The organism is Marseilla massiliensis (genome assembly GCF_016899855.1).
In the GTDB taxonomy this organism is placed as follows: Bacteria; Bacteroidota; Bacteroidia; order Bacteroidales; family Bacteroidaceae; genus Prevotella.
Window position 1 is genome coordinate 1 of the sequence record NZ_JACJJG010000013.1, and the last position, 11816, is coordinate 11816.

Genomic DNA, 11816 nt, shown 5'->3' on the forward strand with positions numbered 1-11816 from the left:
AGCACCTCAAGATAAAGAAATTCTGGGGCACAACAGAGAACGCCGTCCGCATACAAATCAGTGTGGCTATTATCACATACTGTCTTGTGGCTATTGTCCAACATGATATGAAGTTGAAACGCTCAACCTATGAAGTTTTGCAAATTCTCAGCATATTATTGACAGACAAAACCTACTTGCGTGACCTGTTCGACAAGACTAATTTCAATGATGTCAAAGATCTAAATAATCCCATTATTCCGGGGCTATTTGATTAATTGTTTAACTCGTCTCATTTTAACGGGACACTAATGCATTCGGGTGCAAAGTTATTACATTAATTTAATATGAAAATTAATTTTTCCGTTCAAGAGGTGCCATTAAGTCATAAAGAGGTGCCAAAAAGTCACGGGGTGTTGTCTGGCGTTATAAGTCTTTCAGTATAAGGCTGTTCGCCCTGTAGATGGCGCTTGTGTCGAGTGAGGCCAGATAGATACGTGTGGTTGCCTCTGAATCGTGCCCCATGCCCTCACTGATTATCGAGATTGGGATGTTCTTGCTTCGGGCTACGCTCGCCCAGCAGTGGCGTGCCACGTGCATGGTCAGCGGTATGTGCAGTCCGGCCAGTCGTGCTACCTCTTTTAGGGCTATGTTGACGCGGCTGATGGCGTTGTGGTATTGCGTCCGCTCGTCGGCCATGGGGTTGGTGATTATCGGCAGGAGATAGCGGGTGGCATGGTTGCCGTGGTATTTGGCGATGATGTCCTCCATGCATTTCTCCCACTTTACGGTGAGCAACTGTCCCGTTTTTCTTCTGCGATAAGTGATTATTCCGTTCTTCAGGTCGGACTTTCTTAGGTAAGCCATGTCAACGAACGACATTCCGCGGGTGTAGAACGAAAACAGGAACATGTCCCTCGCATAGTCAAGTTTATGGTTGTTGGCCAGGTCAAGTCCCTTGATCTGTCGTATGGCTTTCAGCGGCATGGCACGTTTTACGGTTTTGTCTATTCCGGTGTAGACGTGCTTGAACGGATAGCGCTGCTCAGTCAGTTCGTTTTCCACGGCGCGGTTATATACCGCGCGTAGTATCCGCATGTAAAAAGATGTCGTGTTTGGGCATATGCCTTTACCCTTGAGCCATGCCTCGTATTGCATCATCATGTTGCCGTCAATATCGCAGAGGATGATGTCCTGGCCGGCGCGGAACTTCATGAAGCTGGCCAGTGTTGAGGTGTATGTTTCAGATGTGCGTATCTTGCCGAGCTGTTTCAGATGGCAGATTACGCCTTGCATGAAGTTGGACAGTGATTGTTCGCTTGCCGGTTTTATGTACTTCTTTACTTCGCGGCACTTCCTGCCTGTTGTGGCAGAAGGGTGGTATTTTACCTTGATTGATGTCATTCACTTTAATTTTTTAGTTTGTTTTTTCACTTTCCGTTTTCGGCGGCTGTATATCATCTTCCTATGACATTGCAATGTGCCGGCCGTGGTAGCCGGTTTAATGCCATGGCGCCATGGCCGGTTGAGATTTTTAGCCGATACGGAATAGAGGAAATGCGTGAGTCAGGGATTGGATACTTTGTTAAAACGACTCCAGCCGTTTTCCTGAAAACCTGTCGATTATAAGATAATTTTCTGTATGTCTGTTCACGGAAGCCATCGCTCGTATGTTTGTAATTGTTTGTTTAAAACTTGTAGAGATACAAAATATTTGCGAAATGGCCAACTTTTTCTACGAATTTATTATCCAGGCTATTGTTAACGCGCTTCTTAACGGCGTACGTATATAAGTAATCATGCACGTAGAAAGGATGTTTACGCTTGCGATGTTCATTTGCTCCCGTGACGAAGCAGAGCTAATAAGGAATGCGGCGAATGTCAGGGTAAAAGTGAATGGTTGGGTAATATGCGGCTTTTTACGTTCCGTGTGCCCTTTTGCATGCAAAAACGCCGTCTTTTGGAATCCAAAAGACGGCGTTTCGCAATGAATTGATTATCAGGTTGATAGTGGTACACTCGCGTGTATCTGTGTGTTGTTGAAGGTTTTTATTCCTGTCCTTCCTGCATGCGGCGCAGCAGGGCCTGGTCTGTCTTGTTCTTGTCCGACGAGTGTTTCAGCACAACGGCGTCGATATAGAACACGATTTCTTCTGCCAGGTTGGTGATGTGGTCGCCCGTGCGCTCGAGGCGGAGGAACACTCCCTTGAAGTCAAGGCAGAAGGCGGCTTTCTCGGGGTGCTGGCCAATGTAGTCAGCCAGTGCCTTTGTCGAGGCGGCGTTTATCTCGTCTACGAGATTGTCCTTCTCGAACAGGGTGTTGGCAAGTGCCAGATCTTCGTTCTCAAGCGCTGTTTTTGCCGTTGCCAGCATGTCGAGCACGGCGTCGGCCATTTCCTTCAGTCTGGTCTTTTCCAGCAGTTCGGCATCGATACGCTCGCCGTCCTGGCGGATGATGAATCGTGCGATGTTCTCTGCAAAGTCGCCTATGCGCTCAAGGTCGGTGTTTATTTTCAGCATTGCTACGATGAAACGCATGTCGACGGCCACCGGATTGTAAAGTACGAGGAAGTCTTCGATGTCGCAATCCAGTTTCAACTCGTAGGCGTTGACGCGCTTCTCGCGGATGAGCACGTCCCATGCCTTTTCTTTGTCAACGGTAGGTATGGCCTCGCATACGTTGTTCATCTGGTCGTATACGAGTGTCCACATGTCGAGTATTTCTTGACGTATGGATTTCAGTTCATCTTCTACGAATTTTACCATGATTCTGTTTTATTTTGTTGTTATAAGGTGCATCGGCAGTTGTTGTATTCTGTTATGCTATTATCCGAACCTTCCGGTGATGTAGTTCTGCGTCTCCTCCTTGGATGGGTTGGTGAATATTTTTGTGGTCTTGTCGAACTCGATGAGTTGGCCGAGATAGAAGAAGGCCGTCTTGTCGCTTACGCGGGTAGCCTGTTGCATGTTGTGCGTTACGATGACTATGGTGTAGTCTTTCTTTATCTCGTGTATGAGCTCTTCCACCTTGGCTGTCGATATAGGGTCAAGAGCCGACGCAGGCTCGTCCATGAGCAGTACCGACGGTGCCACGGCCATGGCGCGCGCTATGCACAGACGCTGCTGCTGGCCGCCTGAGAGGGCGTAAGCCGACTTCTTGAGTTTGTCTTTCACCTCGTCCCAGAGAGCCGCGCCCTTGAGTGATTTCTCTACGCGCTCGGCTATGAACGTCTCGTCCTTCACGCCGTTCACGCGCAGTCCGTAGGCTACGTTCTCGTATATGCTCTTCGGGAACGGGTTGGGGCGCTGGAACACCATTCCCACGTTCTTGCGCAGCTCGTCAACGTTTACCGAGCGGTCGTATATGTTGCGTCCGTCGATTTTAATCTCACCTTCAAGCCTGCTGCCCGGAATGAGGTCGTTCATGCGGTTGAACAGGCGCAGGAAAGTTGACTTACCGCAACCTGACGGACCGATAAACGCTACCACCTCGTTCTCTTCTATGTTCATGTTGATGTTCTTCAGGGCATGGAACGACCCGTAATAGAAATCTACATTCTTTGCTTCAATCTTGCTCATATCTGTTCTGTTCGTATTTTATTGTTAGTTGATTTATGGCTGGAATGCCGCCTGTCGGTTAATTAGTCTTCAACTTGTTCTGGAAGTAGTTGCGCAAAGCATTGGCCAGAAGGTTGACGAAAAGTATTATTATTATCAGCACAAGCGCCGTGCCGTATGCTATCGGTATTTGCTTTTCCATGTCTGTACCGCTGGTGGCAAGTACGTACAGGTGGTACGGAAGTGCCATACACTGGTCGAACATACTGTGTGGCAGCTGTGGCAGGAAGTATGCGGCGCACGTGAAAAGTATCGGGGCAGTTTCGCCCGATACACGTCCGAGCGCTAGGATGAGGCCCGTTATAACGTTGGGCATGGCCATGGGCAGGATAACCTTGCGGATGGTTTGCAGCTTGGTGGCGCCCAGCGCGAGGCTGCCTTCGCGGAAGCTGTCAGGTATGGCCTTGAGCGCTTCTTCCGTAGTCCTTATGACAAGCGGCAGGGCAAGCAGTCCGAGTGTAAGCGAACCTGCAAGAATACTGTCGCCGAACCCGAAGAAATTGACGAACAACGACATACCGAACAATCCGAATACTATTGAAGGAATGCCCGCAAGGTTGTTGGTCATCATTCGGATAAACCTCACCAAACGGCCGCTTTTGGCGTATTCGTGCATGTAAATGCCGCTCATTATACCGAGCGGAAACGCTACTATTGCGCTGCCGACCATCAGATAGAATGTTCCTACGATGGCAGGCCATATACCGCCGCCCTTCATACCGTCAGTAGGCGGTGTGGTGATGAAGTCCCAGTTGAGCACACCTACACCTTTTATTATTATGAACGCCAAGATGATGAACAATATTGTGACAATCACCCCGCTAAGTATGCGGAACAGGCCGAAGGCTATGTTCTCGGCAAGAATTTTCCTCTTGTGGTTTCCGGCCTGAAGTTTCATTTCACTATCCATAGTGTTTCTGTTTTATTCTTGTTATGGTCTGTAAGACATGTCGTGGCATTAAGCCATCGTGTTTATTTCTTGTTTTTCGCCGAAATATATTCAACGCTCGAGTTGATTATCAGTGTTATGAAGAACAGTACAACACCGAGCAGGAACAATGACTGGTAATGCGGTCCTCCGGCAGGAGCCTCTCCCAGTTCGGCGGCGATTGTGGCGGGGATTGTCCTCAACGGGTCTGTTATCGAGAGCGGTATTACCGCGGCATTACCCGTAACCATAAGAACGGCCATTGTTTCTCCGAACGCGCGTCCAATGCCAAGCACAATGGCAGACGTTATACCTGAAATGGAGTATGGCATTACTACCTTATATATAGTTTGCCACCTTGACGCTCCCAGCGCAAGACTCGCTTCACGCTGCGATCGGGGACAGTTTAGCATGGCATCTTGGCTTACCGTGATGATAGTAGGCAGCGCCATAATCGCTAATACGATAGCGCCGGCAAGTCCACTTTCGCCTACTGGCAGTCCGAACACATCCTGCAATAGTGGAACTATTACTATAAGTCCGAAGAAACCGTAAACTACAGAGGGTATGCCGTTAAGCAGCTCGATGACAGGTTTAAGGATTTTGCGCATCTTTTCTGACGCTACCTCCGACATGTATATTGACACGGCAAGTCCAAATGGCAAGGCGAACAATATGGCGAAAACGGTAACCCAAACTGTGCCGAGTATCAGCGGGACGAAACCGAATTGAGGTGCAGGAGTGGCTGTAGGGAACCATTCATTGCCAAAGAATACTTCCGAACCGGCAATATGGTGGTCTTCAAGCTTCTTGCCAGTAAAGTCTTTCTTAATGAAATTGTTTGGAACAAATGCAATAATCCCTTTGTTTTTCTCAACCAGCTTTTCAATACACTTGTCGGCATTGGCATAATTCTTTCCAAGTTCTTCTTCGGTGAAGAATTTTTGCATGTCGTCAAATCTGAATAGCATGATTTTTTCGTCCGTACCTCCGACATCTTTCCAGTTCGTGATGTCTTCGTCGAAGATTTCCTTGATTTGCTTCGCGTTAAGCTCGTCTACAGGATTGCTTTTGTTAACGACAAGAGTGTACCCGTCTTCGATTGTCTTTTGCGAGAACAATCCGAAACCTTCAGAGAACAGGAACAATACAATCAGCAGGATAACAACGCTTGTGAGAAAGCCGCTGCATGTTATTATTCCTGTAATGATTTTCTCTAAAACCTTTTTCATTGTTATTTACAGTTTGCTATTTTCTGACCGCAAAAGTAGGGCATAATCATAACGAAAGCGTGACACGGTGATTACAATTGTATTACATTGCCGGCCATTGTGTAGCTGTAATACGAATGTAACACATGTGTAACCGCAATGAAAACCGGAACTTGTTATTTCGCACTCGAAAATCGATAACAATGAATATGGACGCTTTAAGAATTATGACGGCTGTGGTCTTTTCTGTTGTGACGATGGTCGCAGCCGGACAGAAAATCAAAGGCAGTGACACTGTTCTGCCAGTATCGCAAGAAGGTGCAGAAGTTTATATGAAGCAGAATCCGCAAGCGCGTGTTACCGTGACCGGAGGCGGATCTGGCGTGGGATTATCAGCACTGATTGACGGAACTACTGATATTGCAATGGCTTCACGTTCGGTAAAGTTTAATGAACGCGTGAAGATAAGCAATAGCGGTAAGCAGTTGCGCGAGGCTGTAGTGGCTTATGATGCCTTGGCTGTAATCGTCAATCCGAACAATCCTATTTCGCACCTCACACGTGAGCAACTCGAAGCGATTTTCCGTGGCAAGGTCACCAATTGGAATCAGGTAAAGGATTATTATACTGGTAAGTATGGACCGGATCTTAAAATCATAGTTTATTCTCGCGAAACATCTTCGGGTACATACGAGTTTTTCAAGACCAGCGTGTTGCATGAGAAAAACTATATGGCAGGCGTGCTTTCAATGCCGGCTACGGGAGCTGTAATCCAGTCAGTAAGCCAGACAAGAGGCGCAATAGGCTACGTAGGCATGGCTTATGTAAACAAGAATGTCAAGGCCATCAAGGTGTCTTATGACGGAAAGCACTTTGTTTATCCAAATATGGATACGGGGCGGCGCCATATATATCCGATTATCCGTGAACTTTATTATTACTATACGGCAGACAAGGCAAAGGTGGTCGAACCGTTTATCAACTTCCTCCTTTCTCCCAAAGGTCAGAATATTGTAATGAAGAGCGGATACGTTCCGGCAAGATAAAGGATAAAAGATTTGGGATAATATGAATCCGGCAATCCGGCGTATTTGCGTCGGGTTGTCGGATTGTTTTTTGTATATTCATAGTCACGATGGTAAACATTTTGAATTTTCTTATTTACAAATGTTTCTGCTGCGTGTATTTTTTGTACTTTTGCACCCGAAAATAAAGTTTGGCACATGACGCAAAGATATTTTCTGTATTTTAAGTATGACGGAACGTCTTACCATGGTTGGCAATCCCAACCCAACGGAAACACGGTTCAGGATGAACTTCAGCGTGCATTGTCAACATTGTTGCGTGAGGATGTACAGGTGGTGGGTGCCGGCCGCACTGACACAGGGGTGCATGCGCGCATGATGGTGGCTCACTTTGATTTTTCCCAGGACATTGATTGTGCCCAGCTGGTTTACAAGCTTAACCGTATTTTACCGCGAGACATCTCTGCCGACAAGGTTGTCAAGGTCGGTGGTGACATGCATGCCCGCTTCAGCGCGGTTTCGCGTACGTACCATTATTACGTACATCAGCATAAAGACCCGTTCTTACGGTCATATTCATGTCAGCTGACGTATCCCCTCGACTTCGACCTCATGAACCGTGCGGCGGCCATGCTCATGGAGTATGACGACTTCGCGGCTTTCTGCAAGAGCAATACTGACGTGAAAACGACGCTGTGCAAAGTCACGGAGGCGCGCTGGGTGAGGGACGGCGAATACCAATGGCACTTCGTGATAACGGCCAACCGATTTCTCCGCAACATGGTGAGGGCCGTGGTCGGCACGTTGGTAGATGTAGGACGTGGGCGCATCACTCTTGACGGTTTCATGAGGATAATAGAAGGTAAGCAGCGCTCGGGAGCAGGAGAGAGCATGCCGGGCAACGCATTGTTTCTTGAACGGATAGAGTATCCTGCGGACTTGCAGGCTCACGGGCTTGACACATAGGCCGCATAACTTGTTATTATACGGTTTATCCGTCCATCGTCCATCTTGTTTTTCATTTTAAACTATTCATTTTTTATTCAGGTATGTGGCTTTTATTAGCGTTTCTTTCGGCTGTATTACTCGGCTTTTACGACTCATTCAAGAAAAAGTCGCTTGATGGGAATGCCGTTATTCCCGTATTGTTTCTTAACACTTTATTCTCTTCGCTGATATTCCTTCCGTTCATCTTCTTGTCGGCCAATACTACGGCACTTGACGGTTCGATATTCTATGTGCCGGCAGGCGGCGGATGGGAGGTGCATAAATACATTATATTAAAGAGCCTTATCGTACTGTCATCATGGGTGCTCGGCTATTTCGGGATGAAACATTTGCCGCTGACAATAGTCGGCCCGATTAACGCCACACGCCCAGTGATGGTGCTTGTGGGTGCGTTTATCGTGTTTGGCGAGCGCCTTAACGTTTATCAGTGGATAGGAGTAGCGCTGGCGGTAGCTTCATTTTTTATGTTGAGCCGTAGCGGCAAGAAGGAGGGTATCGACTTTAAGCACGACCGTTGGATATATTTTATCGTACTGGCAGCGTTCCTCGGTGCGGTAAGCGGCCTTTACGACAAGTACCTGATGGCTCCGGTGGAGAGCGGCGGGGTAGGGCTTGAACCTATGGTTGTACAGAGTTGGTATAACATTTATCAATGTTTTATGATGGGGGCAATGCTGTTACTTCTGTGGTGGCCAAAGAGAAAACACACCACTCCGTTCCGTTGGGACTGGTGCATAATATTCATCAGCGTATTCCTCAGTGCCGCCGATTTTGTGTATTTCTATGCATTGAGCATGCCGGACGCAATGATTAGTATAGTGTCGATGGTAAGGCGCGGCAGCGTTATAGTATCATTCCTGTTTGGAGCGGCCCTTCTGCATGAGAAGAATCTCAAGAGTAAGGTAGTAGACCTAATTCTTGTGCTTCTCGGAATGGTGTTCCTATATATCGGCTCGCATTAATTTGGGGAATGTACAAGTGTTTGAATGTCTGCTAAAAAACAACAATTTGTTTTGATTTTTAACGTAAAAATAGTATTTTTGCATCCGAATTATTAAGAAAAAGACATTATATCTTATGGCTCATAACATATTTAAAGGCCTTGGCATAGCCCTTGTCACACCTTTTACTTCTGACGGTGCAGTGGACTATGCAGCGCTGAAGAGACTCTTGGATTATCAGCTTGCCAATGGCGCCGACTTTTTTTGCATACTTGCCACAACGGGAGAGACCCCTACATTGACAAGGGATGAAAAACAGAAAATAAAAGAACTTGTTGTCGGAACGGTAGGTAGTAAGGTGCCAATACTGATGGGCTGTGGAGGCAATAATACAGCCGAGGTCGTAAATGAGCTTAATACGGGCGATTTTTCCGGTATTGACGGTATATTGAGCGTCTGTCCGTATTACAACAAACCTTCCCAGGAGGGTCTTTATCAACACTTCAAGGCAATAGCCGCGGCAACTAAACTGCCGGTGGTGTTGTACAATGTGCCAGGACGTACTGGCGTGGACCTCAAGGCTGAGACTACAGTAAGACTTGCGCGTGACTGCCAGAACATAGTGGCGATAAAAGAGGCTAGCGGCAGTCTTGAGCAGGTGGACGAAATCATAAAGAACAAACCTGACTCGTTTGACGTAATCAGCGGCGACGACGCCCTTACCTTCCCGATGATAGCGTGCGGCGCGGCCGGCGTGATTTCGGTTATCGGTAATGCCCTGCCTAAGGAATTCTCGCGCATGATACGCCTTGAAATGAACGGCGAAATGGAGAGCGCACGCAAGATACATCACAAATTTACCGACTTGTTCAGCCTCCTGTTCGTAGACGGAAATCCTGCCGGCGTAAAAGCCATGCTTCACGAAATGGGCATGATAGAGAACGTTCTACGCCTGCCGCTCGTGCCGACACGCCTCACAACAATGCAGAAAATAAGCGAGTGCCTGAAGTTCAGGCTTTAGTGAAATACGCTTAATTACAACGCAAAAGGTGGCCTTTCATAAGACGAAAGGCCACCTTTTGCGTTGTAATTCACGACTGTTTAATAGCGAATGAAAGTTATGAGAGCATCGTTTGATTGCTTAAAGCTAAATTACTGATTCAGAGCGCCATAAAAATATGCCGCCATTGGCCCTCTGTCTACAAGAAATCGGCACCTGTAATTAACCAATAAAAAAGGCACACCGATTGGTGTGCCTTTTTGTTAAGATAATCAAACGAGATTAATAGTTCTCTGCCTTAATCTGGAAGAAGCTCTGCGGATGGTTGCAAACGGGGCAAATCTTGGGAGCGTTCTTGCCGATAACGATGTGGCCGCAGTTAGCGCACTGCCAGATAGCATCACCATCTTTAGAGAATACTTTTTGCTCGTTTACATTGCCAAGCAGCTTGCGATAACGCTCTTCGTGAGCCTTTTCGATTGCGCCAACCATGCGGAATTTAGCGGCAATCTCCTTGAAGCCTTCCTCGTCAGCTTCCTTCGCCATGCGGTCGTACATGTCAGTCCACTCGAAATTTTCGCCTGCTGCGGCAGCCTCGAGATTGCTTGCGGTATCCTTGATGTCACCGCCCTCGAGGTACTTGAACCACAGTTTAGCGTGTTCTTTCTCGTTTCTTGCTGTCTCTTCGAAAATGTCTGCTATTTGCTCGAAACCTTCTTTTCTTGCTTTTGAAGCGAAATAGGTGTATTTGTTACGTGCTTGCGACTCGCCTGCGAAAGCTTCCTGCAGGTTCTTCTCTGTCTTTGTTCCTTTCAAATCTTTCATGATGCTTTTGCTTTAAATTTTTATTTGTTTATACTCTATTATTTTCGTGACCTCGAAGTGTTAATTGAAATAATTTCTTATCTTAATGTCATAAGAGGTTCACTTATGCAAAGTTAAGCAATTAAAGTCAAACGGGCACAATCTATTGTGTTTTTTTAATTAAATTGTTATTTCCCCGCATATGGAGCGGCTCATGTAGTTCCTAACAATCTTGTTATCGGTGAAATTGCCTTGCAGGCACATGAGCTTGGTTACGGCGCACTCAACGGTGCTGTCAAAACCACTTATTACTCCAGTGCTTTTCAGTCTGTAACCGGTGTCATATCTTGTCATTTCAACTTTGCCGGCAAGGCATTGGCTGATGTTCACTATCGTAACTCCGCGTCGGCTTGCTTGTTGGAGAATCCTGGTAAGCCATGGCTTCTTTGGCGCGTTGCCGCTGCCGAAGCTGCGCATTACTATAGACCGAAGTTCTGGGGCATCAAGTACGTGGCGTATGATGTTTTCTTGGAGTCCGGGGAATAGCGAGAATACAACGACATTGGGGTCTATTGCAGTATGTGGTATCATTGGCTTGTTGAAGTCCGGTTTCAGGATATGGTCAACGTTGTAAACAATGTTGACACCGGCTTCAGCAAGGTGTGGAAAGTTGAACGATTCGAAAGCATTGAATCCGTCGGCGTTTGTTTTTGTTGCCCTGTTGCCTCGCAGCAGTTTGCCGCTGAAGTAAATGCATACCTCGGGAACGATGGCTGTACCGTCGCTGTTAACGGCCGAGGCAATCTCAATACTTGTTATGAGGTTCTCCTTTCCGTCAGTGCGCAGTTGGTTGATGGGTAACTGGCTACCTGTGAGTATTACAGGCTTGGTCAGATTCTCAAGCATGAATGACAGTGCTGAAGCAGTGTAAGCCATTGTGTCAGTTCCGTGTAAAATAACGAAACCGTCATATTGGTCATATCTTTCGGCTATGATTCTTACCAGCTGCGACCATAATCTTGGGGACATGTCGCTCGAGTCGATAGGTTGCGTGAACTGGTATGTCTCTACGGCGGTCTTTAGCATGCTGAATTCAGGAAGACAGCTCACCAGGTGGTTAAGGTCGAGGGGTTCCAACACTCCCGTTTCCGGGTTCTTTCCCATGCCGATAGTCCCTCCGGTGTATATCAGTAATACTCTATTGTTTTTATTATTATTCATTTGCGAAATAGAATAGCTGAGTTCGACATCGTTTACGTAATTTATTTTGTGCAAATATAGCTTAATTTACTCTGAAATCAA

At 46.9% G+C, this 11816-nt stretch carries 11 protein-coding genes and 1 pseudogene; 5 read left to right on the top strand and 7 right to left on the bottom strand.

What is annotated here, in order from left to right:
* Window positions 1–257 (top strand): annotated as a pseudogene (locus H6A34_RS04315) (IS4 family transposase); the annotation flags it as partial.
* A gap of 148 nt (window positions 258–405) precedes the next feature.
* Here H6A34_RS04315 and H6A34_RS04320 read toward each other — a convergent pair.
* The 5 genes from H6A34_RS04320 to pstC form a co-directional block, all read right to left on the bottom strand.
* Complete coding sequence (locus H6A34_RS04320; RefSeq protein ID WP_205103694.1) at window positions 406–1383, bottom strand: tyrosine-type recombinase/integrase; 978 nt, start codon at window positions 1381–1383, stop codon at window positions 406–408.
* A gap of 645 nt (window positions 1384–2028) precedes the next feature.
* A complete protein-coding gene (gene phoU / locus H6A34_RS04325) occupies window positions 2029–2745 on the bottom strand; it encodes a phosphate signaling complex protein PhoU (RefSeq protein WP_205103697.1) in 717 nt (238 codons plus the stop codon).
* Window positions 2746–2805: 60 nt separating this feature from the next.
* On the bottom strand, window positions 2806–3558 hold the full coding sequence (gene pstB, locus H6A34_RS04330) for a phosphate ABC transporter ATP-binding protein PstB (RefSeq protein ID WP_021947877.1): 753 nt from the start codon (window positions 3556–3558) through the stop codon (window positions 2806–2808).
* Between the two features lie 58 nt (window positions 3559–3616).
* Window positions 3617–4495, bottom strand: a complete 879-nt coding sequence (pstA, locus tag H6A34_RS04335) for a phosphate ABC transporter permease PstA (protein WP_205103729.1) — start codon at window positions 4493–4495, stop codon at window positions 3617–3619.
* Between the two features lie 74 nt (window positions 4496–4569).
* Complete coding sequence (pstC, locus tag H6A34_RS04340) at window positions 4570–5757, bottom strand: phosphate ABC transporter permease subunit PstC (protein ID WP_021947875.1); 1188 nt, start codon at window positions 5755–5757, stop codon at window positions 4570–4572.
* Window positions 5758–5945: 188 nt separating this feature from the next.
* Between pstC and H6A34_RS04345 the strand changes: the two genes are divergently transcribed.
* From H6A34_RS04345 to dapA, 4 genes are all read left to right on the top strand, one after another.
* Window positions 5946–6782, top strand: a complete 837-nt coding sequence (locus H6A34_RS04345; RefSeq protein WP_205103699.1) for a phosphate ABC transporter substrate-binding protein — start codon at window positions 5946–5948, stop codon at window positions 6780–6782.
* A 177-nt stretch (window positions 6783–6959) separates the two neighbouring features.
* Window positions 6960–7727 carry a tRNA pseudouridine(38-40) synthase TruA gene (gene truA / locus H6A34_RS04350; protein WP_205103701.1) on the top strand — a complete coding sequence of 256 codons (768 nt, stop codon included), beginning with the start codon at window positions 6960–6962 and terminating at the stop codon, window positions 7725–7727.
* An 83-nt stretch (window positions 7728–7810) separates the two neighbouring features.
* A complete protein-coding gene (locus H6A34_RS04355) occupies window positions 7811–8731 on the top strand; it encodes a DMT family transporter (RefSeq protein WP_205103702.1) in 921 nt (306 codons plus the stop codon).
* A gap of 115 nt (window positions 8732–8846) precedes the next feature.
* Window positions 8847–9731: a 4-hydroxy-tetrahydrodipicolinate synthase gene (gene dapA / locus H6A34_RS04360; protein ID WP_205103703.1), complete on the top strand. Its 885-nt coding sequence runs from the start codon at window positions 8847–8849 to the stop codon at window positions 9729–9731.
* 261 nt (window positions 9732–9992) lie between these two features.
* On the opposite strand, the gene rbr is transcribed toward dapA, so the two are convergent.
* Both rbr and H6A34_RS04370 read right to left on the bottom strand, forming a co-directional pair.
* Window positions 9993–10535, bottom strand: coding sequence for a rubrerythrin (rbr, locus tag H6A34_RS04365; protein ID WP_021947869.1), 543 nt, complete (start codon window positions 10533–10535; stop codon window positions 9993–9995).
* Between the two features lie 159 nt (window positions 10536–10694).
* Window positions 10695–11735: an asparaginase gene (locus H6A34_RS04370; RefSeq protein WP_205103704.1), complete on the bottom strand. Its 1041-nt coding sequence runs from the start codon at window positions 11733–11735 to the stop codon at window positions 10695–10697.
* Window positions 11736–11816: the final 81 nt, after the last annotated feature.

What these genes read in the sequence shown, in the direction of transcription:
- H6A34_RS04320 (WP_205103694.1), bottom strand. Translation starts at nt 1,383, where the DNA reads ATGACATCAATCAAGGTAAAATACCACCCTTCTGCCACAACAGGCAGG.
- phoU (WP_205103697.1), bottom strand. Translation starts at nt 2,745, where the DNA reads ATGGTAAAATTCGTAGAAGATGAACTGAAATCCATACGTCAAGAAATA.
- pstB (WP_021947877.1), bottom strand. Translation starts at nt 3,558, where the DNA reads ATGAGCAAGATTGAAGCAAAGAATGTAGATTTCTATTACGGGTCGTTC.
- pstA (WP_205103729.1), bottom strand. Translation starts at nt 4,495, where the DNA reads ATGAAACTTCAGGCCGGAAACCACAAGAGGAAAATTCTTGCCGAGAAC.
- pstC (WP_021947875.1), bottom strand. Translation starts at nt 5,757, where the DNA reads ATGAAAAAGGTTTTAGAGAAAATCATTACAGGAATAATAACATGCAGC.
- H6A34_RS04345 (WP_205103699.1), top strand. Translation starts at nt 5,946, where the DNA reads ATGGACGCTTTAAGAATTATGACGGCTGTGGTCTTTTCTGTTGTGACG.
- truA (WP_205103701.1), top strand. Translation starts at nt 6,960, where the DNA reads ATGACGCAAAGATATTTTCTGTATTTTAAGTATGACGGAACGTCTTAC.
- H6A34_RS04355 (WP_205103702.1), top strand. Translation starts at nt 7,811, where the DNA reads ATGTGGCTTTTATTAGCGTTTCTTTCGGCTGTATTACTCGGCTTTTAC.
- dapA (WP_205103703.1), top strand. Translation starts at nt 8,847, where the DNA reads ATGGCTCATAACATATTTAAAGGCCTTGGCATAGCCCTTGTCACACCT.
- rbr (WP_021947869.1), bottom strand. Translation starts at nt 10,535, where the DNA reads ATGAAAGATTTGAAAGGAACAAAGACAGAGAAGAACCTGCAGGAAGCT.
- H6A34_RS04370 (WP_205103704.1), bottom strand. Translation starts at nt 11,735, where the DNA reads ATGAATAATAATAAAAACAATAGAGTATTACTGATATACACCGGAGGG.